This is a genomic window from Streptomyces netropsis (assembly GCF_014203545.1).
Classification (GTDB): domain Bacteria; phylum Actinomycetota; class Actinomycetes; order Streptomycetales; family Streptomycetaceae; genus Streptomyces; species Streptomyces netropsis.
This window is the reverse complement of sequence record NZ_JACHJG010000001.1, coordinates 388,849-414,525: the sequence shown is the minus strand read 5'-3', so window position 1 is coordinate 414,525 and position 25,677 is coordinate 388,849. Positions and strand designations below refer to the sequence as shown.

The window sequence follows — 25,677 nt, the reverse complement described above, 5'->3', positions numbered from 1 at the left end:
TCGACAGGCCCCGTATCAGCATGCGGGATGCGGGCGGGGATCCGGAACGGTGCCACCCAAAGGGAGGCCAACCACTCGATTTCATTAATCATGACCGCAAGGAGTGACACGGCGGAAACCCAGTGCCACATTCAGGCCATGGACGCCACACCTCACAAGGTCTTCTGCACCATCGTTCCGCCCCACGTCCTCGACAAGCTCGCGCAGTCCGAGGACGAGCGGCGCTCCGGGCCCGCGCGGCGCACCCTGGAGCACGACTCCCTCCAGCGCACCCGCCGCCGGATCACCGCGCTGCGCGGTGTCGCGGCACCGTCCGGCACCCCCTCCGACACACCACGGCGCACGATCTTCGACGCCGGGCACCAGGAGACGATCCCTGGCCGGAAGGTGCACTCCGAGGGCGACCAGCCGTCCCAGGACGGCACGGTCAACCGCGCGCACGCGGGGCTCGGCGCGACCTTCGAGCTGTTCCTCAAGGTCTACGGACGGCACTCCATCGACGACGCCGGGCTGCCGCTGAACGCTACGGTCCACTACGGCGAGAACTACGACAACGCCTTCTGGGACGGCGAGCGGATGGTCTTCGGGGACGGGGACAACGACCTCTTCCTCGACTTCACCATCCCCGTCGACGTCATCGGCCACGAGCTGACCCACGGCGTCGTCCAGCACACGGCCAATCTGGAGTACTACGGCCAGTCGGGCGCGCTGAACGAGTCCGTGGCGGACGTCTTCGGCTCGCTCATCAAGCAGCACGCCCTCGGGCAGACCGCCGACCAGGCCGACTGGCTGATCGGGGCGGGCCTGCTGGGCCCCAACGTGGACCGCGGTGAGGCCCTGCGCTCGATGAAGGCGCCCGGCACCGCCTACGACGACGACGTCCTCGGCAAGGACCCGCAGCCGGCCACCATGAAGGACTACGTCCGCACCTCACGCGACAACGGCGGCGTGCACATCAATTCGGGCATCCCCAACCACGCCTTCTACCTCCTGGCCACCGCCCTCGGCGGGCACGCCTGGGAGCGCGCGGGCCACATCTGGTACGACACGCTGACCGGCGGCGAGCTCGCCTCGGACGCCGACTTCAAGGACTTCGCGCGGCTGACCGTGGAGGCGGCGCGGGCCCGGTTCGGCGAGGGGGACGAGATTCAGGCCGTTCTCAAGGCCTGGGGTCAGGTGGGGGTTCCCACCTCGTAGAGACGGTCGGACGGGGTAAGGATGGCGTCATGCGGATTGCCATCACCCGTACCGGCGGTTTCGCCGGTATCGAGCGCCGGGCCGAGCTGGACACGACCGGCCGGCCCGACGCGACCCATGTGCAGGCCCTGGCCCACCGCGCACTCGCCGTGGGCCCGGAGACGGGCGCCACCGCGCGCGGTGTGCCGGACGGATTCCACTACGACATCACGGTGGACGGCCGTACGGTCCACTGCGCCGACCCGCACCTCACGCCGGAACAGCGCGAGCTGATCCAGCTGGTGCTGAAGGAAGGCGCGTAACGGGTGACGCAAGGACCAGAGTGATCCCCAACGCGTGCGGCAAGGGCTAGAAGCCGAGCTTCCGCAGCTGCTTGGGGACCTCTCCCCACTGCCGCCCTCGCACCGCTCGGCCCCAGGGGCCTCCCGGGCTTCGGACGACTGCGCCGGCCTCCGACCGGCGGAGGACGTCCCGCCTAGAACCCGAGCTTCCGCAGCTGCTTGGGGTCCCGCTGCCAGTCCTTGGCGACCTTGACGTGCAGGTCGAGGTAGACCGGCGTACCGAGCAGGGCCTCGATGTGCTTGCGGGACTTCATGCCGACCTCCTTCAAGCGCGCGCCCTTGGGGCCGATGATGATGCCCTTCTGGCTCGGCCGCTCGATGTAGACGTTGGCGTGGATGTCGAGCAGCGGCTTGTTCTCCGGCCGGTCCTCGCGCGGGATCATCTCCTCCACCACGACGGCGATGGAGTGCGGCAGCTCGTCGCGCACACCCTCCAGCGCGGCCTCGCGGATCAGCTCGGCGACCATGACCATCTCCGGCTCGTCCGTGAGGTCGCCCTCGGGGTAGAGCGGCGGGCTCTCCGGGAGGAGCGGGGCGATGAGGTCGGCCAGCAGCGAGACCTGCTTGTCGCCCACCGCCGAGACGGGGACGATCGTCTGCCACTCGAAGCCCAGCTCCACGGCGAGCTGGTCGATCGCGATGAGCTGCTCGGCGAGCTGCTTGGAGTCGACCAGGTCCGTCTTGGTGACGATGGCGATCTTCGGGGTCTTCTTGATCCCCGCGAGTTCCTTGGCGATGAACTTGTCGCCGGGGCCCAGCTTCTGGTCGGCGGGCAGACAGAAGCCGATCACGTCGACCTCGGCCCAGGTGGTCCGCACGACGTCGTTGAGGCGCTCGCCGAGCAGCGTGCGGGGCTTGTGCAGCCCGGGGGTGTCGACGAGGACGAGCTGGGCGTCGGGGCGGTGCACGATGCCGCGCACGGTGTGGCGGGTGGTCTGCGGCCGGTTGGAGGTGATCGCGACCTTCGTCCCCACCAGTGCGTTGGTCAGGGTCGACTTGCCCGCGTTGGGGCGGCCGACGAAGCACGCGAAGCCCGCGCGGTGAGGGGCCTGGGAGGGGGAGGCAGCACTGTCCATACTCGGTATTCTCCCCGATCCCCGGGCCCCCGCCGACCAGCGGCCCGGCTATCCCGCGGTGAGCGCGGCGCGCACGGTCCCGTCCGGGCCCGCGAGCAGTACGGGCGTCGCGGGCCCGCCCAGGTCCCGGACGGCCGCGCGGTCCGCGTCGGACGCGGTCTCGGCCTCGGAGACGACGACGGCGGCCTCCAGCGACTTCGCGCCACTGGCCACGGCCATCGCGACGGCGGTGGCCAGGGCGCTGAGCTTCAGCGAGTCCAGGTCGACGGTCCCGGCGACGTACGTCCGGCCGTTCTCGTCGCGCACGGCGGCGCCCTCGGCCACGGCGTTACGGGCGCGCGTGGATCGGGCGAGCGTGATCAGCTTGCGGTCTTCGGGGTCCAGCGTGGCGTTGTCCGTCATACGGCGGAGCATATTGAACGGTGCCCCGGCCCCGGGCGCCGGGCCGGGCCGGTCAGGAGGCCTTGCCGGCCCGCGCGGCCTTCTCCGTCCTCTCCGTCCTCTCCGTCCTCTCCGTCCTCTCCGTCCTCTTCACCTTCTCGACGACCTTGCCGAGCGCGTCCTCGAAGCTGGAGCTGTCGGCGGTGCTGAAGCTGGTCCGCACGACGGTCACGATCGTGGCGCCGACCCGGGCGGCCGCGATGTCGTGCTGCATGCTGGCCTCGTTCGCGGTCTCCGCGACGGTCACCCGCACGGCGCGCGACTCGTCGCCGGTCCTGGGGACGTCCAATGGCTCGGCCGTGAAGTCGGCCTTGCGGTCGTCGCCCAGCTTGCCGCTGAAGCTCTCGCAGGCGTCGACGTCCAGCGTGGCCCGCATGATCTTCACCGCGTCGGATGCGCTGTAGGAGGTGACGCCGTTGACCAGCATGGACCCCGCGTCGCCGCCCTGGACCAGCTCGGTCATGGCGTGGGCCGCCGGCTTCGGGCCGTTGCTCCGGCCGACGAAGGCGTCGAGCAGCGGCTGGCACGGCGTCTTCTCCGTGGTGCCGATCTGCAGCAGCCCCGGGCCGAAGGCGTCGCTCGCTTCCCCCATGACCTTCCAGCCGGAGGGCAGGTCCCCGGCGGTGAGCACCGCGGCTTTCGTCTGCTCGCGGGTGAGGGGCTTCACCTGCGGCGTCGCGTTCGTCGGTCCGTTCGCGGCGTCGCGCGTCGCCTCGGGGCGGCTCCCGTCGTCGGTGGGTCTCTCCCGGCCGGGCGCCCCGCCGCAGGCGGAGACGAGCAGCAGGGCCGAGGCGGCGAGGACGGCGGACGCGCCACGGCGGGGGTGAGGACGCACAGGGATTCCTTGGGTGGGCGGGTGGGGCGGGCCCGCAAGGGTAACCGGCGGCCCCTCCCCCTTCGGGTGGTCCGGGCTCCCGCCCCGGTCAGCCCGGGCTTTCGCCCCGGTCAGCCCGCGACCGAGGACATCCCGCCGCGCCGGCCCTCGGGGGAGTTCAGCCACTCCACCTTCGCCGCCGTGTCCGTACCGGGCACGGGGTTGTGCATCACGATAGTCAGATCGGGGCGAGCGGGGACGCGCAGCGGGGTGGTCTCGAAGCGCAGGGTGCCGACCAGGGGGTGGTCCATCTCCTTGATCATCTGTCCGCTGTCGCTCACGTCGCCGCGCGCCCACAGCCGGGCGAATTCCGGGCTCTCCTCGGACAGTTCCATAACGATCGTCTGGAAGCCCTCGTCGTCCGGGCGCTCGGAGAGCGCCGCGCGGAACTGGGCGACGACGCGTTGCGCGTTCCTCTCCCAGTTCGCCACGCGGGACCGGTAGACGGGGTCGGTGAAGAAGGTGGTCAGGCAGTTCTGGGTGGTCTCCGGGCGGAACCCCATGACGAGGGCGGCGGATTCGTTGTAGGCGATCGTGTTCCAGTACGCGTCCATGACGTGCGCCGGCAGCGGCATCCACGCGTCGATCAGCCGGTGCAGCCCGTCGCACAGATACGCGGGGTCGGGCGCGGACTCGGGCCGCGGCGGGTTGAGCCCGGCCAGTACATAGAGGTGGCGCCGCTCGGGGCCGGTCAGCTTCAGCACCCGCGCGACCGCGTCGAGGACCTGCGGGGAGACGGTGATCTCGCGTCCCTGCTCCAGCCACTGGTACCAGGAGGCCCCCACTCCGGCGAGGACCGCGACCTCCTCGCGGCGCAGCCCCGGGGTGCGGCGGCGGGCTCCGCCGTCGGGCAGCCCCGCCTCGGCCGGGCTCACCCGGGCCCGACGGCTCATCAGGAACTCACGCAGCTCGTGGCGGCGGCGCGACTTGGCGCCGCGCGCGTGCGGCGTGGTGATCGGTTCGGTCCTGCTGACGGTCAACGCTCCCCCTCGTGTCGCCTCCCCCGCCCGGTGGGCCGGCCGACGGTACCGGCCGGCCTGGTGGTACGACCACCACCATAAGCACCGTCTCCCCACGGGTATTCCGTGAGCCCGAGGGTGGTGACCATGGCGATCGACACCTCCCCGTCCCCCACTTCCGCACCACCGGGCACCGCACCGCGCATGACGGCCCGGGCGAAACTGATCCTGCTGGTGCTGTGCGCCGCGCAGTTCATCGTGGCGCTCGACTTCTCCATCCTGAACGTCGCCCTGCCCGTCCTCGGCGAGGACCTCGGCATGGGCCAGGCCGACCTGCAGTGGGCGGTCACCGCCTTCGCCCTGCCTTCCGGCGGCTTCCTGCTGCTGTTCGGCCGGATCGCCGACCTCTACGGGCGCCGCAGGCTCTTCCTCATCGGACTCGCCCTCTTCGCCGCCGCGTCCGTGCTCGCCACGCTCGCCTGGAGCCCGGCGGTCTTCCTCGCCGGGCGGGCCCTGCAGGGCCTGGGCGCGGCCGTCATCGTGCCGACCGGTATGTCCCTGCTGACCACGACCTTCGCCGAGGGGCCGCAGCGGGACCGGGCGCTGGGCATCAGCGGCACCCTGCTCTCCCTGGGCTTCACCATCGGCATGGTGCTCGGCGGTGTCATGACCGACTCCCTCGGCTGGCGCTCGACGATGGGCCTGCTGGCCGTGGCGGGCGTGGGCATCCTCGCCGTGGCGCCCGGTCTGCTGACCGAGTCGCGGCACCCGCGGCGCCCCCGGGTCGACGTGCCGGGCGCGGTGACCGTGACCGGTGGTCTGCTGGGGCTGATCTACGCACTGTCGACCGCGGCCCAGCAGGGCTTCGGCGGCGTGGACGTGATCGTCACGCTCACGGCGGGGATCGTCCTGCTCGTCGCGTTCGTGATCGTGGAGTCCCGGGCGGCCGAGCCGCTCGTCTCACTGCCGATGCTGCGCCGCCGCACGGTGGCGTGGGGGAACGTGGCCGGGCTGACCACGTTCTCGATGATGAGCACGGTCGTCTTCCTGCTCACCCTGTACTTCCAGGAGGTCCTGGACCTCTCGGCCTTCCAGAGCGGGCTGATCTTCGGCGTTCAGGGTGTCTTCGCCGCCCTCTCGGGCATCACCGCCCCCAAGGTCATCGCCCGCCTCGGCGCCCGCAACACCCTGGTGACGGGCCTCCTCCTCCAGGCGGCGTTCACCGCCGCCCTGCTGGGCCTCGGCGCCGACTCCGGTGTCTGGCTGGCCCTGGCGGGCGTGACGATCGCCTGCATCGGCCACCTGTGGGTGATCGTCTCGTACGGCGTGATCGCCACGTCCGGCCTGCCGGACGAAGAACAGGGCTTGGCCACCGGTCTGGTGACCAGCTCCCAGCAGGTCGGCCTCACGATCGGCATCCCCCTGCTGAGCGCGCTGTCCTCCGCGCACGTCGCCACCCTCCGCGAGGACGGTTCGAGCTTCGCGGACGCCACGCTGGGCGGCATCAAGCTGGCCCTCGGCGTCGACGCGGCCGTCGTCGCGGTCATCGCGGTACTGGCCGCCTTCGGCCTCGCCCGCGTCCGGGCGGCCCGCGCCTGATCCGGCCTCAGCACGACGGTGGCCCGCGACGATCGGTGATCGTCGCGGGCCACCCCGGCGTGCGGCAAAGGCGCTCGCTCAGTCCTCGTCCGGTTCCGGCGGGCGGACCGGCTCGACCAGGACCGTCACGATGCGGTTGCGGCGGCCCGCCGCCGATTCGGCGGTCAGGCGCAGGGCGCGCAGCATGGGGTCGGTGGTGTCGTCGGTGAGGTCGACCTCGGCCGTGGCGCCGGCGATGGGGACGCGGCCGAGGGACTTGGCGAGCAGGCCGCCGACCGTCTCCACGTCCTCGTCGTCCAGCTCCAGGCCGTACAGCTCGCCGAGGTCGCCGATGTCGAGGCGGGCCGTGACGCGGTAGCGGTCGTCGCCGAGTTCCTCCACGGGCGGCAGCTCGCGGTCGTACTCGTCGGTGATCTCACCGACGATCTCCTCGAGGATGTCCTCGATCGTGACGATGCCGGCGGTGCCGCCGTATTCGTCGATGACGACCGCGCAGTGGGTGCGCTGCTGCTGCATCTCCCGCAGCAGGTCGCCCGCGTTCTTGGTGTCGGGCACGAAGACCGCGGGACGCATCGCCGTCGAGACCAGCTCGGACTCGGCGTCACGGCTGATGTGCGTCTTCCGGACCAGGTCCTTGAGGTAGACGATGCCGACGATGTCGTCCTCGCTCTCGCCGGTGACCGGGATCCGGGAGAAGCCCGAGCGGAGCGCGAGGGTCAGCGCCTGGCGGATGGTCTTGCCGCGCTCGATGACGACGAGGTCCGTGCGGGGCACCATGACCTCGCGGACGAGCGTGTCGCCGAGCTCGAAGACGGAGTGCACCATCCGGCGCTCGTCGTCCTCGATCAGCGACTCCTTCTCCGCCAGGTCGACCATGGCCCGCAGCTCCGCCTCGGAGGCGAACGGGCCCATGCGGAAGCCCTTGCCGGGGGTGAGGGCGTTGCCGATGAGGATCAGCAGCCGCGGCACCGGGCCCATGATCCGGGCGAGCGGCAGCAGGACGTACGCGGCCACCGTCGCGGTGTTGAGCGGGTGCTGGCGGCCGATGGTGCGCGGGGAGACGCCGACTGCCACATAGGAGACGAGGACCATCACCGCGATGGCGACCGTCAGCGCCTGCCAGGTCTTGTCGAATTCCCGCAGGCAGACGTACGTCACCAGGACACCGGCCGCCATCTCGCAGGCGACGCGCACCAGCAGCGCCACATTGAGGTAGCGGGTCGGGTCGGCGGCGACGGCCATCAGCTTGGCGCTGCCGCGGCGGCCCGCCCGGACGGCCTCCTCGGCGCGGAACCGGGTGGTGCGGGCCAGGCCCGCCTCCGCGCAGGCGGCGAGCCAGGCGACGACCAGGAGCAGGACCGCGGCGGCGATCAGCTGCCCGGTCACGTGATCGTGGGAGCCGGGGAGGCTCCTTCGATCCCGCGCTCGGCACGCCAGCCGTCGATGATCGCCGCCTGGAGGCCGAACATCTCGGCCTTCTCGTCCGGCTCCTCGTGGTCGTAGCCCAGGAGGTGGAGGACGCCGTGGACGGTCAGGAGCTGGAGCTCCTCGTCCATGGAGTGCCCGGTCGGCGCCTCCTCGCCCTGCTTCTTCGCGACCTCCGGGCAGAGCACGATGTCGCCGAGCAGGCCCTGCGGCGGCTCGTCGTCGTCCTTGGCCGGCGGGCGGAGCTCGTCCATCGGGAAGGACATCACATCGGTGGGCCCGGGCAGGTCCATCCACTGGATGTGGAGCTGCTCCATGGCGTCGGCGTCAACGACGATGACCGAGAGTTCGGAGAGCGGGTGGATACGCATCCGGGCCAGGGCGTAGCGGGCGACGTCGAGGATCGCCTGCTCGTCGATGTCCGTGCCGGATTCGTTGTTGACGTCGATTGCCATCGCTTCGATTACTTACTTTCCGTTGCGCTCGTCGAACTGCTCGTACGCGTCGACAATACGGCCGACCAGCTTGTGCCGGACCACGTCCGTGCTGGTGAGCCGCGAGAAGTGGACGTCCTCGACGCCTTCCAGGATGTCCACGACCTGCCGCAGACCGCTCTTGGTGCCGCCGGGGAGGTCGATCTGGGTGACGTCACCGGTGATGACGATCTTGGAGTCGAAGCCCAGGCGGGTGAGGAACATCTTCATCTGCTCGGCGCTGGTGTTCTGCGCCTCGTCGAGGATGATGAAGGCGTCGTTGAGCGTCCGGCCGCGCATGTAGGCGAGCGGCGCGACCTCGATCGTCCCGGCGGCCATCAGCCGGGGGATGGAGTCGGGGTCGAGCATGTCGTGCAGGGCGTCGTAGAGCGGCCGCAGATACGGGTCGATCTTCTCGTAGAGCGTGCCGGGCAGGAAGCCGAGCCGCTCGCCCGCCTCGACGGCCGGCCGGGTCAGGATGATCCGGTTGACCTGCTTGGACTGCAGGGCCTGGACCGCCTTGGCCATGGCCAGATACGTCTTGCCGGTGCCGGCGGGGCCGATGCCGAAGACGACCGTGTGCTTGTCGATGGCGTCGACATAGCGCTTCTGGTTGAGCGTCTTGGGCCGGATCGTGCGACCGCGGCTGGAGAGAATGTTCTGTGTGAGGACCTCGGCCGGGGTCTCGTCCCCGTCGCCCTCGCCCCGCAGCATCGCGATCGAGCGTTCCACCGCGTCCTCCGTCATCGGCTGTCCGGTGCGGAGCACCAGCATCATCTCGTCGAACAGGCGCTGCACGAGGGCGACTTCCGGCGGCTCCCCGGCGGCGCTGACTTCATTGCCCCGGACGTGGATGTCCACGTGGGGGAAGGCCTTCTCGATCACGCGCAGGAGCGCGTCCCCGGAGCCCAGGACCGTCACCATGGGGTGCTTGGCCGGGACCGTGAACCGGGCTGTCGCCTGCGGTCGTGTGGGTGTCTGAGTCATGGGCCGGCCACTCGGGCCTGCTCATCCCCTCTTTTCCTGCGTTCCGACGTGCCCGGATGGAGCGAAATCCGCCCGATGTCTCCGGACATCCTTGGGATATCAAGGGTACGACGGTGTGCCGGCCGGCCCGAGGGGTTTTACGGCAGGCCGGTGGCGGCCGTTCACAGCAGGCCGGTGGCCGCCGGTCACGGCTGGCGGAATCCGAGCGTGGGCACGGCCCGGCGCAGCGGCCAGGGGCGGGCGGCGGCGGGGAGGATGCCGTCGAGGAAGGCGTAGCGGCGCAGGGCGGACGGGGAGTCGTCGTAGGACCGCACGTGCTGCCACCAGGCGGCGATCTCCACCCAGCCGGGCGCGGAGAGTGACCCTCCGAATTCCTGTACGGACAGGGCGGCGGTCAGGCCCGCGAAGGCCAGCCGGTCCGCGAGCGGCCAGCCGGCCAGGGTGCCGGTCACGAAGCCCGCGACGAAGACGTCCCCGGCACCGGTGGGGTCCAGCGCCTCGACGGCGATGGCCGGCACCTCGGCGCTCTCCCCGGTGCGGCTGTCCACCGCGAAGGCACCCCGCTCACCCATCGTGACGACGGCGAGCGGCACCTTCTCGGCCAGCGCCCGGGCGGCGGCGCGCGGGCAGTCGGTCCGGGTGTAGCGCATGGCCTCCTCGGCATTGGGCAGGAACGCCTCGCAGTGCTCCAGATCGGCCAGGTCCGAGGGGTCCCAGCGGCCGGTCTCGTCCCAGCCGACGTCGGCGAAGACCCGGCTGCCGCGCCGGGCCGCGGTGCCGATCCACTCCTCCTGCCGGCCGGGCACCAGCAGCGCCACGCAGGCGCGGGCGGGCGGCGGGCACTCGGGGGCGGGCGCGCCCCCTTCGCCGGGCGGCGGGGCCTCGTGCCCGTGCGAGACCATCGTGCGCTCGCCCTCGTAGGCCATGGAGACGGTCACCGGAGAGTGCCAGCCGGGGACCGTGCGGGAGAGCCCCAGGTCGATGCCCTCGCCACGGGAGAGGGCCTCCCAGCAGTACTCCCCGTACATGTCGTCGCCGAAGGCGGCGGCGAGCGAGGTCCGCAGGCCCAGCCGGGCGAGAGCGGTGGCCATGTTGGCGATGCCGCCGGGGCTGGAGCCCATGCCGCGCGCCCAGGACTCGGTGCCGCGCACGGGGGCCGAGTCCAGGCCGGTGAAGATGATGTCGAGGAAGACGGTCCCGGTCAGATAGACGTCCGTCTCCGGGTCGCCCTCCGCCCGGACCTCGGCCAGCGGGTCGAGGACCGGGGCGGCGCCCTCGAACCCCTCGGAACGCTCGCCGGACAGTGCCGTCTGCGGTGCCGCATGAGGCGAGAAAATCGTCATGCTCGCTCGCTGCTCCTCTTCACGGGGTGCGGGTCCCGACAGTCTGCCCGATGCTGCGATACGTTCCGGGCCATGAAGCTGACGATTCTCGGCGGTGGCGGTTTCCGGGTGCCTCTGGTGCACCGGGCCCTGTTGGACGACGCGCGGCGCGAGGCACCGGGGCGCTGCACCGAACTCACGCTGTACGACACCGACTCCGCACGGCTGAAGGTGATCGCGAACGTGCTGGCCGAGCAGGCGGAGGGCGTCCCGGGCGCCCCCGTCGTGACGACCGCCGAGGACCTGGACGAGGCGCTGCGCGGGGCGGACTTCGTCTTCTCCGCGATCCGGGTGGGCGGCACGGCCGGGCGGGTGCGCGATGAAAGGATTCCGCTGGGCGAGCTGGTGTTGGGCCAGGAGACCGTGGGCGCGGGCGGTGTGCTCTACGGGCTGCGGACGATCCCGGTGGCGCTGCACATCGCCGAGCGGGTCGCGGCGCTCGCCCCGAACGCCTGGGTCATCAACTTCACCAATCCCGCGGGCATGGTGACCGAGGCGATGTCGGCCGTTCTGGGTGAACGGGTCATCGGCATCTGCGACTCACCCGTGGGGCTGGTGCGGCGCGCCGCGCGGGCGGCGGGCGCCGACCCGGACCGGGTCGGATTCGACTACGTGGGCCTCAACCACCTCGGCTGGCTGCGCTCGTTGACGCTGGACGGCCGGGACCTGCTGCCGGGGCTGCTGGCGGACGAGGAGGCCCTGTCCTCCTTCGAGGAGGGCAAGCTCTTCGGCGCGCGGTGGCTCCAGGCCCTCGGCTCGCTGCCGAACGAATACCTGCACTATTACTACTTCCGCCGGGAGACCCTGCACGCGGTGCTGGAGTCGCCGGAGACCCGGGGCGAGTTCCTCGACCAGCAGCAGGGCGGCTTCTTCGCGGCGGCCGCGGCCGAGCCCGAGCGGGCGTACGCGCTGTGGGAGCGGACCCGGCTGCACCGCGAGGAGACGTACATGGCCGAGAGCCGGGCGGCCAGCGGCGGCTGGCAGCGCGACTCGTGCGACCTGGACGGCGGCGGCTACGACCAGGTGGCCCTGGCCCTGATGCGGGCGGTCGCCAGGGACGAGCGCACCCGGCTGATCCTCAACGTCCGCAACGGCACGACGGTGCCGGCGCTGGACCCCGAGGCAATCATCGAGACGGTCTGCGAGGTGGGCGCGAAGGGCGCACGGCCGTTGCCGTGCGCCCCTTTGCGTGAGGACCAGCTGGGGCTGATGCTCCAGCTCAAGGCCGTCGAACGGGCCGCCATCGACGCGGCCGTGGGCGAGAACCACGGCGCCGCGCTGCGCGCCATGGCCCTGCACCCCCTGGTCGACTCCCCGGCCGTCGCGGCCCGCATCCTGGACCGGGCCTGCCCGGCGTAGGCCTGTCCGGCGGATCTGCGGCTACGGGCCGTCCGTGCCGCCTGCGGTTTGTCGTGCCGACCGCGGGCCGTCTCGCCGCCTGCGGCGGCGGGTGCCCTGCGGGCGCGTCCTCACTCGCCGGACGGGCTTGATCGGACTGGGCTCCCGTGATCAGAACACGACGACCGAGCGGAGCACATCGCCTTCGTGCATCCGCTCGAACGCCTTCTCCACGTCCCCCAGCCCGATCGTCTCGGTCACGAACGCGGCGAGGTCGAGCCGCCCCTGCAGGTGCAGGTCGACGAGCATCGGGAAGTCGCGGGAGGGCAGGCAGTCGCCGTACCAGGAGGACTTCAGCGCGCCACCGCGGCCGAAGACGTCGAGCAGCGGCAGCTCCAGCTTCATCTCGGGGGTGGGCACCCCGACCAGGACGACGGTGCCGGCCAGGTCGCGGGCGTAGAAGGCCTGCTCGTACGTCTCGGGGCGGCCGACGGCCTCGATGACGACGTCGGCGCCGAAGCCGCCGGTCAGCTCGCGGATCGCCTCGACGGGGTCCGTGGTGCGCGAGTTGACCGTGTGGGTGGCGCCCATGGTCAGGGCCGTCTGGAGCTTGCGGTCGTCGATGTCGACGGCGATGATCCGGGCCGCCCCCGCCAGCCGGGAGCCCGCGATGGCCGCGTCGCCCACGCCGCCGCAGCCGATGACGGCGACGGAGTCGCCACGGCCGACCCGGCCGGTGTTGATCGCCGCGCCGATGCCCGCCATGACGCCGCAGCCGAGCAGCCCGGCGACCGCCGGGGAGACGGCGGGGTCGACCTTCGTGCACTGGCCGGCGGCGACCAGCGTCTTCTCCGCGAACGCGCCGATGCCGAGCGCCGGGGACAGCTCCGTCCCGTCGGTCAGCGTCATCTTCTGCTTGGCGTTGTGCGTGGCGAAGCAGTACTGCGGGCGGCCGCGCAGACACGCCCGGCACTGGCCGCAGACGGCCCGCCAGTTGAGGATGACGAAGTCGCCCGGAGCCACCTCGCTGACGCCGTCGCCGACGGCCTCCACGACGCCCGCCGCCTCATGGCCGAGGAGGAAGGGGAAGTCGTCGTTGATGCCGCCCTGCTTGTAGTGCAGATCGGTGTGGCAGACGCCGCACGCCTGCACCTTCACCACGGCCTCGCCGGGCCCCGGGTCCGGCACGACGATCGTCTCCACCCGCACCGGCTGGTTCTTGCCGGGTGCGATCACTCCACGTACTTCCTGCGCCATGGCGGGTCCCCTTCTCATCACTGGTCAGTCCACACCGTACGCGCAGCGGACGCGGCCCGCCGGAAGGGGCCTGACGTGCCGTCATCACCGCCTGTCGGTCCCGGTCTCCGCGCGTAGATTGACGGCGGGGGTCTGCGCGCGTAGATAACTGTTCTGACCGCCTCACTTCCCTGTTCTCCAGGAGCCCGCACGTGACCCTTTCTTCTTCCTCGAAGCGCGTCCGCATAGCGGCCGCCACCGCCGCCGTGGCCGTCGGCGCCGGTCTGTTCGCGGCCGGTGCGGCCTCCGCCGACCACGCCGCGCCGCGCACGGACAAGGAGATCCCGAACCTCACCAAGGTCACCGACAAGATCAAGGCGTACTACGGCGACACCGTCGACGCGGCGGGCCAGCACTACGCCTCGCCCGACAGCAACTACGCCAAGCAGGTCGCGGACATCGAGAAGAAGGCCAAGGCCCACCTCGAGGGCGTCGTGAAGAACGGCGCGAAGAACGCCAGGGGCAAGAAGGCCAGGCCCGCCATCGTCCTGGACCTGGACGACACCACCCTGCTGAGCTACAACTACGAGCTCCAGGTCGGCTTCCACTTCACGCCCGAGTCGCAGGACGCCTATCTGAAGTCCACCGACATGTCCCCGGTCTTCGGCATGCCGAAGCTCGTCAACTGGGCCAAGTCCAAGGGGATCGAGGTCTTCTACGTCACCGGGCGCGGCGAGCACCAGCGCGAGTGGAGTGCGCGCAACCTCAAGAACGTCGGCTACAAGCCCGTCGCCGACCCCGCGCACTTCTTCCTGAAGAACAAGAAGAACCCGCCGGCCTACCTGCCCTGCGGTGCCACCTGCACCACGGTCGAGTACAAGGCGGGCACGCGGAAGCACATCGAGTCCCAGGGGTACGACATCGTCGCCAACTTCGGCGACCAGTACAGCGACCTGAAGGGCGGCTACGCCGACCGCACCTTCAAGCTCCCCAACCCGATGTACTTCCTCCCGTAGGGTTCCGCTGCCGAGGGGGCGGTGGTCACCGCCTCTTCGGCACCGGCACGCGCATCAGGTCCCGGGCGACCGTCAGCTCGCCCTCGAAGCCCGCCGCCCGGGCCTGCCGCTCGAAGACCGTGGGGTCGCCGTACCGCTGCGAGAAGTGCGTCAGCACCAGATGCCGGACGCCCGCCTCCGCCGCGACCCGCGCCGCCTGGCCGGCCGTCAGATGGCCGTGCTCGACGGCGAGCCCCTCGTCCTCGTCGAGGAACGTGGACTCGATGACCAGCAGGTCACAGCCCTCGGCCAGCTCGTACACGCCGTCGCACAGCCGGGTGTCCATGACGAACGCGAACCGCTGCCCGGGCCGCACCTCGCTCACCTCGTCCAGCGTCACCCCGCCGACGGCGCCCTCGCGCTGGAGCCGGCCCACGTCCGGCCCGCCGATCCCGCGCTCCGCCAGCAGCGCGGGCAGCATCCGCCGGCCGTCGGGCTCCACCAGGCGGTAGCCGTAGGACTCGACGGGGTGCGAGAGCTTCCGCGCGTCCAGCGTGTACGAGGGGGCCGCGGCCAGCACCCCGCCGGGCCCGGAGACCGGCTCCTGGCTCAGCTTCACCGTCTCGCGGTAGGCGGTGGCGTACCGCAGCCGGTCGAAGAACCGCTGACCGCTCGCGGGGTAGTGCGCGGTGACCGGGTGCGGCACCCGGTCGAGGTTGATCCGCTGGATCACCCCGGCGAGGCCGAGGGAGTGGTCGCCGTGGAAGTGGGTGACGCACAGCCGGTTCAGGTCGTGCGCGGCCACTCCGGCGCGCAGCATCTGCCGCTGCGTGCCCTCACCGGGGTCGAAGAGCAGGCCCTCGCCGTCCCAGAGCAGGACGTAGCCGTTGTGGTTGCGGTGCCGGGTGGGCACCTGGCTGGCGGTGCCGAGGACGACGAGTTCGCGTACGGACAAGGGACTGCTTTCGTTCTGTTCGGTGTGGTGCGGGGTGCTTCGGTCAGCCGGGAGGCCAGTTGAGGCCCCGGCCGCCCAGCACGTGGGCGTGCGCGTGGAAGACGGTCTGCCCGGCGCCGGCGCCGGTGTTGAAGACGATGCGGAAACCCTTCTCGTCCACGCCCTCCTGCACCGCGACCTCACCGGCCTCGCGCAGTATGTCCGCGGCGATCTGCGGCTCGGCCGCCGCCAGGGAGGCGGCGTCCGGGTAGTGCACCTTGGGGATCACCAGGATGTGCGTGGGCGCCTGGGGGTTGATGTCACGGAACGCGACGGCGGTTTCGGACTCCCGCACGACGGTCGCCGGCACCTCCCCCGCCACGATCTTGCAGAACAGGCAATCGGCCTGCGGTTCTCCCGCCACCGGTGGGCTCCTCCCGGGTCGTCGGCTCGTACGGTCCGGATGCTACCGGGCCGCACTCGGACGGCGACGGCCCCGGGCCGGATGGGCCGGCAGTTCGTCGTCGGGGGCGGCGCAGGCCGCCGCGCGTCCCTATTTCCCCTGCTGGGAGCCTTGGTTGCCGCCGTGGTGAGTGCCGTGCCCGCCGTCGCCCTTTTTGTCGGTGCACGTCGGGGACGGGTGCGGCGGGGGCTTGCCCTGGCCGCCGCCGGCCTGCCCGCAGTCGCCGAGGACACCGCCCGCGAAGACGGTCCTCCCGTCGACCTTCACGGTCAGCGAGCCCGTGACGCACGACTGGCCGTTGATGCCGGTGACCTTGCCGAACGCGATGATCTTCTTGTCCTTGTCGGTCCTGCCCTGGCAGTCGACGCCCACGGCCGTCACCTTGCGCTTGCCGTCCTTGTCCGTGCTGCCGTCGGACTCCGCCTTTCCGGTGCAGGTCAGCCAGCGCACGGGGATGTGCTCACGCTCCAGCTGCCGGGTGGCCAGCTGGTCGGTGGTGACGGAGACGGTCGCCGTGTCGAGCGCGTCGGAGGGCCGGCAGGCGGCGAGAGCCACGACCGCCGTGCCCGTCAACGCCGCGGCACCCGCCGCGGACAGCACCCGCCGACCCCGCAGTCGCCTCAATGCCCTCATAGAGGGAGGTTCCCACTCGCGCGGGCGGCGCGGAAGAACGCGTCGGGCCACTCGGTCCGGTCCGGTGACGGAGTGGTCGGGCCCGTGGCCGACCGGCTGCCCCGCCTCGGGGCAGCCGGGCCCCGGTTCGACGCCGGTTCCCCCGCGACCGACGTCGGCTCCCTTTGCCCTCAGAGCATGGCCACGCCCCCGGCGCGTCGCCATAGGAAGAACTTCCTACTCACACCACGAGCCCGGTCCGCCGCGCCAGCGATACGGTGGAGACGCGGTTGTTGGTGCCGAGCTTGCGGTAGATCTTCTCCAGGTGCCGGTTGACCGTGTGCCGGGAGATGGTGAGGCGACGGCCGATCACATCGGCCGTGAGTCCTTCCGCGAGCAGCCCGAGGACGGTGAACTCACGAGGAGTCAGCCCGTGCCCGTCGGCATCCACGGCCCCCGCCCCCCGACCGGCGGCGTCGCGCAGCCGGCGCAGCTCCCGCACATGGCTGTCGACGCCGGCGAGCAGTGGCTGGATCCGCGCGGCGAAGGCGAGTTCCCGCTCGGTGAAGTCGCCCTTGCGCCCGAGGACGACGGTGCGCAGCGCGTTCTCCCCGCCGGGCATCGGCAACCCCAGCTGCTGCGTCGTACCGAAGTCGCGGAAGGCTTCACTGCGCCACTGGGAATGGCGCCACCGGTCGCAGATCTGGCTCATGGTCACCGGTCGCCGTTCACCTGCCGTGAGATAGGGGAGCAGCGGATGGCGCTGGCGTATGCGCCGGTCGATGAGGTCTTCCACCGCATGACTGATCCGGTCGGGCGCCCATCCCTCGGCCCGCCCGGCCTGCGCCGCCAGGTCGACCCCCGCGAACAGCACCGTGTTGCAGCCGAAGGCCTCGTGGAGGTGGCCGGCGACCAGATGCCATAACGCATCCGGGTCGTCGTTCTCGAGGACCGCGACGACAAGGTCGAGCATGCGCTCGTAATCCCGGGAGGTGAGCTGTGCCATGGCCGCAAGCATCCCGACCGGGCGGGTTCCGGGCGAGACCCGGGCACGACGGTGATCGACTTTCGGTCACGCCCGGCCCCGGCGGGGCCGGGCCCGGCCGCCCGGTCCGCCGTCGCTCGCACCCCTCGTCATTACCTGCTCATGACCACTTCTTGAAAGATCCAACCAACTAGATGGTTGCACCCTTTCGGGAGACCACCTACCGTGAGCCGGGTGATCGAATTACGGGAAGTCCAGTGCCTGTTGGCGCTCAGTGAGCAGCTGCACTTCGGGCGGGCCGCTCGCGAGCTCCAGGTGTCACAGTCGCGCGTCAGCCAGACGGTGCGCAAGGTCGAGCAGCGCATCGGCGGACGGTTGTTCGAGCGCACCAGCCGCGAGGTGCGGCTGACCACGCTGGGTGCGCACTTCATCGACCAACTGCAGCCGCTGTACAAGCAGCTGGTCACCGTGTACGACCAGGCGGTCAGCGACGCCCGCGGGCTCGTGGGGGCCACCCGGCTCGGATTCACCGGAGCCGCCGGGGGGCGCTATGTGGCCGACCTGATCAGGGCGCTGCGGACCGATGCCCCCGAGTGGGAGATCGTGCTGCGCGAGGTGGCGTGCGGTGATCTCCTCGGGCCGTTGCGCCGCGGCGAGGTCGACGTCCTCGCGGCCGCCCTGCCGGTCGACGAACCGGACCTGACGGTGGGGCCGGTGATCTCCCACGAGCCGCGCATGCTGGCGACGGCCCTGGACCATCCCGCCGCGCAACGCGGTTCGATCTCCATCGAGGAGATCGCGGACGACACCGTCTTCGAATTGGCCAACACGGCACCCGGCTACTGGCGGGCTTTCCACCTGCCCACCGTGACGCCCGCGGGCAGGGTGCTGCGCCGCGGCCAGACGGTGACCACCTGCCAGGAGATCCTGACGCTGGCCGCCGCGGGGCAGGGGGTCGCGCCGATGCTGGAGTCCGTCGCCAGCCATTACGCACGGCCGGACGTGGCCTTCGTCCGCATTCACGATCTGCCGGTCGCGCCCATCGCCCTGATCTGGCGTACGGCCGAGGAGAACACACGGATCCGGGCGCTCGCCGAGAGCGCGGCGCGGATGGCACGCAGACCGGACGACCGGGGCAGACCCACCACAGTCGGCCCCGTGTAGAGCCACCGGACAGGCCCTAGCGAGGGGCGCTCCCGTCGGGCCAGTGGGGAGAACGTCCCAGCACGGCCACGATCCGGTCGAGCAGATCACCGCTCGCCGTCCCGACGCCCGGCTGGAACGATGCCCCTTCCTCCCGCCGGTTCGCACCGTCCGGCACAGCCTCGGCGATCGGCAGGACCTGGCGGAGCAGTTCCGGCTCGAACGGAGCGGGTACGCCGATCGTTCTGGCCACGTCCCACCCGTGGACCACGTAGTCGACGAAATGGAAACCGATGGCCGTACGGGCCGGGAACGACTGCCCGCCGCGCACCTCCGGGAGCCAGAACTCACCGTCCAGCACGCCCTCCCTGCGGAACGCGGTCGTCACCCTGGCCGAGGACTCGGCGAAGGCGGCGGCTGCACCGACGTCGTCGAAGTCGCGGTCGGCCCACACGGTGCGATCGGTCCGTTCCCCGTCGGCCGCGGCGGCGAAGCCGTGATTCTGGCCGATCATGTGGGCGAGGAGCCGGCGGAGCGTCCACTGCGCGCAGGGCGTTGGCAGGTCGAGATGCTCCGCCCTGACCTGGCCGACGACGGCCTCGGTGATCCGTAGCGCTTCCCTGTCCCCGTCACGTACATCGGGTATGGCGTTGATGAGTGGTCTCCTCGTCGAATGGTTCGCGGATCGTGGGCCGGGCGCGGAACGCTCAGGGCAGGATCGACTGGCCGGAAAGGGCCTGGCTCTGCCCGCGGAACTCGGCGATCACCTTTCCCGTGGCGTTGCGCACCGTCACGTCGTAGATCCCGCTGCGCCCGAACCGGGAGCGCTCCACGGCCTGCGCGGTCAGCTCGTCGTCCACCTGGGCGGGGCGCAGGAACGTCACCTGCGCCCCTTGCGCGACCGTGACGGTGTCGTACGTGTTGCAGGCGTAGGCGAACGCGGCGTCCGCGAGGAGGAACAGGTAGCCGCCGTGCGCGATGCCGTGGCCGTTCACCATCGCGTCGGTGACGCGCATGTGGGCGGTGGCGCGCCCCTGGTCGACGTGGTCGAGGACGATGCCCAGTTCCTGGCAGGTCCTGTCGCCTCGGTACATGGCTTCCGCGCAGCGCCGGGCCGTGGTCGCCGCGTCGCTGTCGATGGCATCGCCCTTGAGGGCATCGCCGTTGAGAGCATCGCCGTTGAGGGGCAAGAGAGGGCTCCTTGGCTCGGTGGTCGGTGGCCGGTGGTCGCCCCTGCCGGGGCCGGCCGGGGTGACGCCCCGGGGGTGGGCGCCGCCCCGGCCATCGTGCCGCGGCGCGGCACGGTTCAGCGCACGGCCGACGTGATCTCGGCGGCCGCCCGGTGGCCCGAGCGGATGGCCCCCTCGAGCAGGCCGAAGAACTCCGTGCTGGTCTCGGTTCCCGCCCAGTGCACGCGCTCGTGCGGGCGCGTCAGGTGCGGGCCGTTGCGGAGCCAGTCCCCGGGGCCGAAGAGCGCGGCGTAGCAGCCACGGCTGTAGTCGGCGTTGACCCAGTCGGTGACGTGGTACCCGATGGGGTCGGGCAGTTGGGGGAAGAGCCCGCGTGCCTGCGCGAGGACGGCGGCCCGCTGGTCCGCCTCGGACAGGGCGGCGAAGGTGCGCGCTTCGGCTCCCGTGACGAAGCCGGTCAGCACACCGACTCCCCCCGGCGGCGAGTCGTCCACCGTCGACAGCAGCGGTCCGTCGGCGCTCACCGACCAGCCGGAGAGCCCGTGGTCGCGCCACAGCGGTTTCGGGTAGACCAGATGCACCTTGACCGCGCAGCCCCGTGCGGTGACGTTGCTCGATCGGGGGGCGGGCAGCGCGGGGCTGTAGTCGATGCTGTCGGCGAGCAGCGGGGGCACGGCGATGACCACCCTGCTGCCTTCGTACACGCCCGTGCCGGTGCGCACCTTCACACCGTCGCCGGTCTGCTCGACCAGGGTGACGGGTTCGGACAGCCGCACCCGGTCGCCCAGTTTCGCGGCGAGCAGCTCGCTCAGCCGGTGGGCGCCGCCGTCGACGCGGTCCTCCTGCGCTCCGCCCTTGAAGGCGTTCAGGTAGCGGATTCCGCCCCCGGAGCTGAGGTAGAAGGCCATGTGCAGGACCGAGACGTCGGCCGGGTCGGCGGCCATCATCTCGCCGAGGAACAGCGGGAAGAACGTCCGGGCGTCGGGGTGGTGGAGATTGCTCTCGGCCCACTCGGCGGCGGTGAGGCGGTCCAGCCGCTCGGCGTCCGGCGTGAGCCAGGGCGCGTCGGCGCGTACGGACTTGGTCAGCTCGTCGAGCAGCTCGAACATCTCGCCCAGGGCGATGGCGTTGAGCGGCGGGAACCGCCCGTCGACGCTCTCCGTGGCCGAGGAGACGGCGAACCTGCTCTGCCCGGTCATGGTGGTGGGTGCGGTGGCCAGCCCCAGACGGGTGATGAGGGCCTTCAGCTCGGTGTGGCGCTCCCCGAGATAGGCGGCCCCGGCGTCGGCCCACTGCCCCGGGGCGACCTCGATGCCCTGGGTGCGGCCACCGACCCGGTCCCGGGCCTCCAGGACCGTGACCTCGATGCCCTCGGCGGCCAATGCGGTGGCGGCGGTGAGTCCGGCGAGCCCGGCGCCGACGACGATCACGGTCATCGCGTCACGCTCTCGATCCGCTTGGCGAGCGTGCTGGGGGTGGGCGACTCGATGAACTCGGCGATGGTCAGTTCCGTTCCGTGGTCGCGGACGATCGCGCTGAGGACCCGCGTGGCGAGCAGCGAGTCCCCGCCCGTCTCGAAGAAGTCGGAATCCGCGTGGACGCCGTCGGTCTCCAGGACCCTGCGGAAGATGTCGATGATGCCGTCGACGATGCGGTCAGCGGGCACGGCTTGCCTCCTTGAATTCATTGCGGATTGCGTACAGTTGGTGGGTGCGCGCCCGGTCGACCTTGCCGCTCGCGGTGTGGGGCAGTTCGGGCACCACGGTGATGCGGGTGGGCACGAGATGGCGGGGGCTGCGCTCGCGCAGGTGGCGGAGGACGGCGGCGGCGAGGGTGGCGGGGTCGGCGTGCGGGCGGGGCAGCACATAGCCGACCAGGGCGGTGTGGTCGCCGACCACGGTCCCGGTGGCCACCGCGGCGGCCACGTCCGGGTGGCCGCACATCTGCGCCTCGGCCTCTCCGGGGCTCACCCGGATGCCGCGGATCTTCAGCTCGTCGTCGAGCCGGCCCTCGTGGACGAGAGCGCCGTCCGCCTCGCGGCGGACGCGGTCGCCTGTGCGGAAGTACCAGCCCCGGACGTCCGGCTGGTCGAAGGCGCGGAAGCGCTCCCCGGTGATCTGGGGCAACCCCCGGTAGCCGAGGGCCAACGACGGGCCGCCGATGAGCAGTTCACCGTCCTCACCGATGTGCTCGCGCACATGGGGCAGGGCGTGTCCGATCGGTATGGCCGCCGGGGTGGCGGTCGGCGAGGTGTCCCCCACGGCCAGCGGGCCGTGGAGGTCGATGGCGTGGGTGACCAGCGTCGTCTCCGTGCACCCGTAGGTGTTGACCAGCCGGACCCGGTCGGCGCCGGGCACCGCGCGCCAGTCGGCGAGCCGGGCCGGGCGGGCCGCCTCGCCGCCGATGACCACCGTCCGCACCGTCCCGGGCAGGGCCGCCCGGTCCTCGGTGAGGTGGTTGACGAACTCGTGCCAGAACGCGGTGGGCAGGTCCAGTACGGTCACCCGGCGGCGCTCGATCATCCGGAGGAACCGCGGGAAGGAGGCCGAGTAGGCGTCGTCGTCGATGACGAGGCTCGCCCCGCGGGTGAGTGCGGGCAGGATCTCCTCGAAGCAGGTGTCCCAGTTGAGGGACGCGAACTGCAGCACGCGGTCGGCGGGGGCGATGTCGAGCAGCCCGGCGAGGGAGTCGACGGCGGCCGCGATCGCCCGCCGCGGTGTGGCGACCGGCTTGGGCGCTCCGGTGGAGCCGGAGGTGAACAGCACGTACGCGGGGTCCTCGGGGTCCACCGCAGGCCAGGGCGTGGCCGGCGCGTGCGGCAGCCCTGTCGGGTGCGGCTCCGCCAGGCGCAGCGCGGGCAGGCCGAGCGGTACCTCGGCCGCGTCCGGAGCGATCACGCTCCGGCAGCCCGCGGCTCGGACCAGCGCTTCCTTGCGCTCGGCCGGGAAGGCCGGGTCGATCGGGCAGTACGCGCCGCCCGCGGCGAGCACGCCCAGGAAGGCGGCGATCGTGTCCGCGGACCGTGCGGTCAGCACGCCGACCGTGCCGCAGTCCGGGCCGAGGCGGCCCGCGATGCCGCGTACCAGGCCCTCCAGCCGGGCGTACGACAGCTCCTGTTCGTTGTGGATGATCGCGGCACGCTCCGGGTGGCGCCGGGCCGCCTGGAGGAAGAGCTCGACGACATCCGAGGGGTCCGCGGGCGCGACGGAAGCCGCCGGGCGGTGGTTCTCGGTCATGAGTGCACCTTCGGGTGGGTGAGGGGTCAGCGCTCTGTCCGGTCGGGCGCGGTCACGGTGGGGATCCGGCGCCCTGGGGTGCCGGATCCCCCGGTACGGGCGAGGTCCGGCGTGCGTCCCGGCGCGACTGGGCCAGGAGCCCCAGGGTGGCCGCGGCGGCCAGCACCATCACCGCCACGCCGTAGACCGTGGCGGTCGGCCGGAGTCCGGCCTCGCGCACGGCCACGCCGGCGGCGACGGCCGGCAGGCTGAAGCCGAGGTAGCACACCACGTACATGCTGGAGACCAGTTGGGCCCGCTCGGCCGGTGCTGCCAGGGGCCCGATCGTCTGGAAGGCACCGAGGAACCCGGTGCCGAAGCCGTATCCGGCGACGACCGTCCCGACGAAGAAGAGGGCCGTGGAGGTGGTCTCCAGCGCGCCGAGGGTGAGGCCGACGCCCACGAGGAAGGCGACGAAGCCGCCGGTCATCGTCCGGCGCGGCTGCCGGTTGCGCCGCAGCAGCGAACCGACCGCGCCCGTTCCGGTCAGGGCGAAGACGACGAGGCCGCCGACGACGTGGTTCGACAGGTGCAGGATCCCGGCCGCGATCGAGGAACCCAGCGACATGTAGAGGCCGCCGAGGGCCCACACCGCGAACAGGCACGGCGCCACGACGAGGAACAGCGGCCGGATCCGGCGCGGCACCCCCATGCGCGGTGCCAGCGAGGCGAGCGCGCCGGGGCCGCGCGGCGAGGTCTCCGGGATCGCCGGCACGCAGCACGCCAGGACGACGAACGCGATGAGCAGCAGGGCGTACACCAGGACCGTCGGGTGGGGGGCGTACTGGACCAGCAGCCCGGCTCCCAGGGCGCCCAGCGCCAGGCCGACGTTGGGGGCGGTGGTGTTGACCAGGGGGCCGAGGCGGGGTTTGTCCGGGGGGTGCAGATCGAGGATCGCGGCACTGGTCGCGCCCGTCGCGGCGCCGGTGGCCACGCCCTGGACGGCGCGGGCCGCCAGCAGCCATCCCACTCCGTCGGCGCCGATGAACAGCACCATGCTGACCGCTTCGAGGACCAGTGCCGTGACGAGCACCGGCTTGCGGCCCACGTAGTCGGACAGTCCGCCGACCACGAGCAGCGCCACCAGCAGCGCTATCGCGTACAGGGCGAACACCTCGGTCAACGCGATCGAGGAGAACTTCCATCTGGCCTGGTAGACGACGTACAGCGGTGAGGGCGCGCTCGAGGCGAACAACATCAGGCACTGGGTGAGCCCGATCAGCCAGAACGCGGCGGATCGCGACATCCCCCGGGGCCGGGCGTGCACCGCGGCACCGCGGCTTCGGGTACCACTCATAAGCGGTCTCCCCACGGACGGGACTCCTCGAACCGCCGCACGACGCGGTCCACGATCTCCTCGGCCGCGCCCAGATACCGCTCCGGGGCCAGCAGCTCCCGCGCGGTGAGCCCGTCCGGGAGCTTCCCCGTCAGCTCCGGATCCTTGGCGAGGACCTCGTCGAACGGGCGGCCGTCGGCGGTGGCTTCGCGGGAGAGCGCGGCCAGCACCCGCTTCGCCTCGGCCTTGCCCAGCAGCGGTGCGAGCACGACGTTGAGCCGCTCGGAGACGATGGAGCCGCCGGTCAGTTCGAGGTTGCGCCGCATCTGCCGGGGGAAGACCTCGAGCCCCTCGGCGAGTTCGGCCGCGGTGTGGGCCGCCCCGCCGGCCAGCCGGAGCGCCTCGCGCAGCGGCTGCCACTCGGCGTGCCAGGCACCGGGCGCGCGCTCGTCCTCGGCCAGCATGCTCTGCGCGAGGACCAGCGCGTGGGCGGGCAGTTGACGGGCCGCCGACACGATGAGGGTGGCGAGCACGGGATTGCGCTTCTGCGGCATGGCGGAGGACACCCCCCGGCCCGCCGCCGACGGCTCGGCGGCCTCGGCGACCTCGGTGCGCGACAGGTTCTGTACGTCCAGGGCGAACTTGCCGAGCGTCCCGGTGACGGCGCTGAGGGCCCAGCCGATGTCGCACAGGGGCATGCGCAGGCTGTGCCAGGGCGCCCGCGGTTCGCGCAGCCCGAGTTCACCGGCGAAGCGCGCGGCGAGGGCGAGTCCGTGCCCGGGGCCCGCGGCGTCCGTGGTGCGGGCGTACTCCTCGTAGGCGGCGAGGGTGCCGGCGGCGCCGCCGAGCTGGGCGGGCAGGCTCTCGGCGGTGCGCCGTACCCGTTCCGAGGCGTCCAGGACCGAGCCGAGCCAGCCCGCCGCCTTCAGTCCGAAGGTGGTGGGCACGGCGTGCTGGGCGAGGGTGCGTCCGGCCATCGGCACGTCGCGGAACTCCCGGGCCAGGGAGGCCAGCGCGACGGCGGTCCGCGCCAGGTCCTCCTCGACGCGCGCCAGCACCCGGGCGGACAGCAGCATGGCGGCCGAGTCCAGGATGTCCTGGCTGGTGCTGCCGAGGTGCACGTACTCGGCGGCGGCCGGGTCCACGGCGGCCACCGCCTCGGTCAGCCGTTGCACCAGGACCACAACGGGGTTGGCCGCGCCGCGGGACTGACGGGCGAGTTCGGCGACGTCCATCCGGACCGATCCCGCGCCCTCGGTGATGGGGCCCACCGCGTCGGCCGGGATCACCCCGAGCGCCGCCTGCGACCGCGCCAGCGCGACCTCCGCCTCCAGCATGGCCGCCACCCATGCCTCGTCGCTCAGGGCGCTCTCCAGCCCGGTGCCGGCCCATACCGGGGCGAGCAGCCCGGTGTCGCCGCCCAGCGGGGCTCTCCCCCCGGTGCGATCGGGCCCGTTGTGCTGAAACATGCCTCTA

Annotated in this window: 26 protein-coding genes; 6 read left to right on the top strand and 20 right to left on the bottom strand. The window is 71.9% G+C overall.

What is annotated here, in order from left to right; all coding sequences use genetic code 11:
• Nucleotides 1-138: 138 nt before the first annotated feature.
• Nucleotides 139-1,197 carry a M4 family metallopeptidase gene (locus tag FHS38_RS01820; protein WP_184729921.1) on the top strand — a complete coding sequence of 353 codons (1,059 nt, stop codon included), beginning with the start codon at nt 139-141 and terminating at the stop codon, nt 1,195-1,197.
• A 29-nt stretch (nt 1,198-1,226) separates the two neighbouring features.
• Complete coding sequence (locus FHS38_RS01815; protein WP_184729919.1) at nt 1,227-1,499, top strand: protealysin inhibitor emfourin; 273 nt, start codon at nt 1,227-1,229, stop codon at nt 1,497-1,499.
• A 173-nt stretch (nt 1,500-1,672) separates the two neighbouring features.
• Here FHS38_RS01815 and era read toward each other — a convergent pair whose 3' ends face one another.
• The 4 genes from era to FHS38_RS01795 form a co-directional block, all read right to left on the bottom strand.
• Complete coding sequence (gene era, locus FHS38_RS01810) at nt 1,673-2,614, bottom strand: GTPase Era (protein ID WP_130877674.1); 942 nt, start codon at nt 2,612-2,614, stop codon at nt 1,673-1,675.
• A 48-nt stretch (nt 2,615-2,662) separates the two neighbouring features.
• Nucleotides 2,663-3,016 carry a cytidine deaminase-like protein gene (locus FHS38_RS01805; RefSeq protein WP_184729917.1) on the bottom strand — a complete coding sequence of 118 codons (354 nt, stop codon included), beginning with the start codon at nt 3,014-3,016 and terminating at the stop codon, nt 2,663-2,665.
• A 52-nt stretch (nt 3,017-3,068) separates the two neighbouring features.
• Nucleotides 3,069-3,890 carry a hypothetical protein gene (locus FHS38_RS01800; RefSeq protein ID WP_184729915.1) on the bottom strand — a complete coding sequence of 274 codons (822 nt, stop codon included), beginning with the start codon at nt 3,888-3,890 and terminating at the stop codon, nt 3,069-3,071.
• A gap of 110 nt (nt 3,891-4,000) precedes the next feature.
• Nucleotides 4,001-4,822: a helix-turn-helix transcriptional regulator gene (locus FHS38_RS01795; RefSeq protein WP_184731057.1), complete on the bottom strand. Its 822-nt coding sequence runs from the start codon at nt 4,820-4,822 to the stop codon at nt 4,001-4,003.
• A 213-nt stretch (nt 4,823-5,035) separates the two neighbouring features.
• Here FHS38_RS01795 and FHS38_RS01790 point away from each other — a divergent pair, with 213 nt between their 5' ends.
• Complete coding sequence (locus tag FHS38_RS01790; protein WP_184729913.1) at nt 5,036-6,487, top strand: MFS transporter; 1,452 nt, start codon at nt 5,036-5,038, stop codon at nt 6,485-6,487.
• 78 nt (nt 6,488-6,565) lie between these two features.
• Here FHS38_RS01790 and FHS38_RS01785 read toward each other — a convergent pair whose 3' ends face one another.
• From FHS38_RS01785 to FHS38_RS01770, 4 genes are all read right to left on the bottom strand, one after another.
• Nucleotides 6,566-7,873, bottom strand: coding sequence for a hemolysin family protein (locus FHS38_RS01785; RefSeq protein ID WP_184729911.1), 1,308 nt, complete (start codon nt 7,871-7,873; stop codon nt 6,566-6,568).
• Nucleotides 7,870-8,367, bottom strand: a complete 498-nt coding sequence (ybeY, locus tag FHS38_RS01780; protein ID WP_184729909.1) for an rRNA maturation RNase YbeY — start codon at nt 8,365-8,367, stop codon at nt 7,870-7,872. Before ybeY ends, FHS38_RS01785 begins: the two co-directional genes overlap by 4 nt.
• 12 nt (nt 8,368-8,379) lie before the next feature.
• Nucleotides 8,380-9,372: a PhoH family protein gene (locus tag FHS38_RS01775; protein WP_184729907.1), complete on the bottom strand. Its 993-nt coding sequence runs from the start codon at nt 9,370-9,372 to the stop codon at nt 8,380-8,382.
• A 185-nt stretch (nt 9,373-9,557) separates the two neighbouring features.
• On the bottom strand, nt 9,558-10,715 hold the full coding sequence (locus FHS38_RS01770) for a PfkB family carbohydrate kinase (protein WP_184729905.1): 1,158 nt from the start codon (nt 10,713-10,715) through the stop codon (nt 9,558-9,560).
• A 72-nt stretch (nt 10,716-10,787) separates the two neighbouring features.
• Between FHS38_RS01770 and FHS38_RS01765 the strand changes: the two genes are divergently transcribed.
• A complete protein-coding gene (locus FHS38_RS01765; RefSeq protein ID WP_184729903.1) occupies nt 10,788-12,113 on the top strand; it encodes a family 4 glycosyl hydrolase in 1,326 nt (441 codons plus the stop codon).
• A gap of 150 nt (nt 12,114-12,263) precedes the next feature.
• On the opposite strand, the gene FHS38_RS01760 is transcribed toward FHS38_RS01765, so the two are convergent.
• Entirely contained in the window at nt 12,264-13,349 is a 1,086-nt protein-coding gene (locus tag FHS38_RS01760; RefSeq protein WP_184729901.1) for an S-(hydroxymethyl)mycothiol dehydrogenase, read from the bottom strand.
• A gap of 191 nt (nt 13,350-13,540) precedes the next feature.
• Here FHS38_RS01760 and FHS38_RS01755 point away from each other — a divergent pair, with 191 nt between their 5' ends.
• Entirely contained in the window at nt 13,541-14,344 is an 804-nt protein-coding gene (locus FHS38_RS01755) for an HAD family acid phosphatase (RefSeq protein WP_184729899.1), read from the top strand.
• A gap of 25 nt (nt 14,345-14,369) precedes the next feature.
• Here the strand turns inward: FHS38_RS01755 and FHS38_RS01750 are convergent, their stop codons facing one another.
• The 4 genes from FHS38_RS01750 to FHS38_RS01735 form a co-directional block, all read right to left on the bottom strand.
• Nucleotides 14,370-15,278: a ribonuclease Z gene (locus FHS38_RS01750; RefSeq protein ID WP_184729897.1), complete on the bottom strand. Its 909-nt coding sequence runs from the start codon at nt 15,276-15,278 to the stop codon at nt 14,370-14,372.
• A 43-nt stretch (nt 15,279-15,321) separates the two neighbouring features.
• Nucleotides 15,322-15,681 (bottom strand): histidine triad nucleotide-binding protein, encoded by a 360-nt coding sequence (locus FHS38_RS01745; protein WP_184729895.1) that lies wholly within the window; start codon nt 15,679-15,681, stop codon nt 15,322-15,324.
• 129 nt (nt 15,682-15,810) lie between these two features.
• Nucleotides 15,811-16,353, bottom strand: coding sequence for a hypothetical protein (locus FHS38_RS01740; protein WP_184729892.1), 543 nt, complete (start codon nt 16,351-16,353; stop codon nt 15,811-15,813).
• Between the two features lie 220 nt (nt 16,354-16,573).
• Nucleotides 16,574-17,338 carry a helix-turn-helix transcriptional regulator gene (locus FHS38_RS01735; RefSeq protein ID WP_184729891.1) on the bottom strand — a complete coding sequence of 255 codons (765 nt, stop codon included), beginning with the start codon at nt 17,336-17,338 and terminating at the stop codon, nt 16,574-16,576.
• 213 nt (nt 17,339-17,551) lie between these two features.
• Between FHS38_RS01735 and FHS38_RS01730 the strand changes: the two genes are divergently transcribed.
• Nucleotides 17,552-18,481 carry a LysR family transcriptional regulator gene (locus FHS38_RS01730; protein ID WP_184729889.1) on the top strand — a complete coding sequence of 310 codons (930 nt, stop codon included), beginning with the start codon at nt 17,552-17,554 and terminating at the stop codon, nt 18,479-18,481.
• Nucleotides 18,482-18,497: 16 nt separating this feature from the next.
• Here FHS38_RS01730 and FHS38_RS01725 read toward each other — a convergent pair whose 3' ends face one another.
• From FHS38_RS01725 to FHS38_RS01695, 7 genes are all read right to left on the bottom strand, one after another.
• Entirely contained in the window at nt 18,498-19,106 is a 609-nt protein-coding gene (locus FHS38_RS01725) for a TIGR03086 family metal-binding protein (protein ID WP_184731055.1), read from the bottom strand.
• A 61-nt stretch (nt 19,107-19,167) separates the two neighbouring features.
• On the bottom strand, nt 19,168-19,554 hold the full coding sequence (gene paaI, locus FHS38_RS01720; RefSeq protein ID WP_184731053.1) for a hydroxyphenylacetyl-CoA thioesterase PaaI: 387 nt from the start codon (nt 19,552-19,554) through the stop codon (nt 19,168-19,170).
• Nucleotides 19,555-19,766: 212 nt separating this feature from the next.
• Nucleotides 19,767-21,086, bottom strand: a complete 1,320-nt coding sequence (locus tag FHS38_RS01715) for a flavin monoamine oxidase family protein (protein WP_184729887.1) — start codon at nt 21,084-21,086, stop codon at nt 19,767-19,769.
• The gene (locus FHS38_RS01710; protein WP_221494464.1) at nt 21,083-21,316 is read right to left on the bottom strand and encodes a phosphopantetheine-binding protein; all 234 of its coding nucleotides are present in this window, start codon (nt 21,314-21,316) and stop codon (nt 21,083-21,085) included. Before FHS38_RS01710 ends, FHS38_RS01715 begins: the two co-directional genes overlap by 4 nt.
• The gene (locus FHS38_RS01705; protein WP_184729883.1) at nt 21,306-22,886 is read right to left on the bottom strand and encodes an amino acid adenylation domain-containing protein; all 1,581 of its coding nucleotides are present in this window, start codon (nt 22,884-22,886) and stop codon (nt 21,306-21,308) included. The genes FHS38_RS01710 and FHS38_RS01705 overlap by 11 nt, the downstream gene beginning before the upstream one ends.
• A 52-nt stretch (nt 22,887-22,938) precedes the next feature.
• Nucleotides 22,939-24,222, bottom strand: coding sequence for an MFS transporter (locus FHS38_RS01700; protein WP_184729881.1), 1,284 nt, complete (start codon nt 24,220-24,222; stop codon nt 22,939-22,941).
• A complete protein-coding gene (locus FHS38_RS01695; protein WP_184729879.1) occupies nt 24,219-25,670 on the bottom strand; it encodes a class-II fumarase/aspartase family protein in 1,452 nt (483 codons plus the stop codon). The genes FHS38_RS01700 and FHS38_RS01695 overlap by 4 nt, the downstream gene beginning before the upstream one ends.
• Between the last annotated feature and the right edge of the window lie 7 nt (nt 25,671-25,677).

Coding starts and splice junctions, on each gene's coding strand:
- FHS38_RS01820 (WP_184729921.1), top strand. CDS start 139: ATGGACGCCACACCTCACAAGGTCTTCTGCACCATCGTTCCGCCCCAC.
- FHS38_RS01815 (WP_184729919.1), top strand. CDS start 1,227: ATGCGGATTGCCATCACCCGTACCGGCGGTTTCGCCGGTATCGAGCGC.
- era (WP_130877674.1), bottom strand. CDS start 2,614: ATGGACAGTGCTGCCTCCCCCTCCCAGGCCCCTCACCGCGCGGGCTTC.
- FHS38_RS01805 (WP_184729917.1), bottom strand. CDS start 3,016: ATGACGGACAACGCCACGCTGGACCCCGAAGACCGCAAGCTGATCACG.
- FHS38_RS01795 (WP_184731057.1), bottom strand. CDS start 4,822: ATGAGCCGTCGGGCCCGGGTGAGCCCGGCCGAGGCGGGGCTGCCCGAC.
- FHS38_RS01790 (WP_184729913.1), top strand. CDS start 5,036: ATGGCGATCGACACCTCCCCGTCCCCCACTTCCGCACCACCGGGCACC.
- ybeY (WP_184729909.1), bottom strand. CDS start 8,367: ATGGCAATCGACGTCAACAACGAATCCGGCACGGACATCGACGAGCAG.
- FHS38_RS01775 (WP_184729907.1), bottom strand. CDS start 9,372: ATGACTCAGACACCCACACGACCGCAGGCGACAGCCCGGTTCACGGTC.
- FHS38_RS01770 (WP_184729905.1), bottom strand. CDS start 10,715: ATGACGATTTTCTCGCCTCATGCGGCACCGCAGACGGCACTGTCCGGC.
- FHS38_RS01765 (WP_184729903.1), top strand. CDS start 10,788: ATGAAGCTGACGATTCTCGGCGGTGGCGGTTTCCGGGTGCCTCTGGTG.
- FHS38_RS01760 (WP_184729901.1), bottom strand. CDS start 13,349: ATGGCGCAGGAAGTACGTGGAGTGATCGCACCCGGCAAGAACCAGCCG.
- FHS38_RS01740 (WP_184729892.1), bottom strand. CDS start 16,353: ATGAGGGCATTGAGGCGACTGCGGGGTCGGCGGGTGCTGTCCGCGGCG.
- FHS38_RS01735 (WP_184729891.1), bottom strand. CDS start 17,338: ATGGCACAGCTCACCTCCCGGGATTACGAGCGCATGCTCGACCTTGTC.
- paaI (WP_184731053.1), bottom strand. CDS start 19,554: ATGTACCGAGGCGACAGGACCTGCCAGGAACTGGGCATCGTCCTCGAC.
- FHS38_RS01715 (WP_184729887.1), bottom strand. CDS start 21,086: ATGACCGTGATCGTCGTCGGCGCCGGGCTCGCCGGACTCACCGCCGCC.
- FHS38_RS01705 (WP_184729883.1), bottom strand. CDS start 22,886: ATGACCGAGAACCACCGCCCGGCGGCTTCCGTCGCGCCCGCGGACCCC.
- FHS38_RS01700 (WP_184729881.1), bottom strand. CDS start 24,222: ATGAGTGGTACCCGAAGCCGCGGTGCCGCGGTGCACGCCCGGCCCCGG.
- FHS38_RS01695 (WP_184729879.1), bottom strand. CDS start 25,670: ATGTTTCAGCACAACGGGCCCGATCGCACCGGGGGGAGAGCCCCGCTG.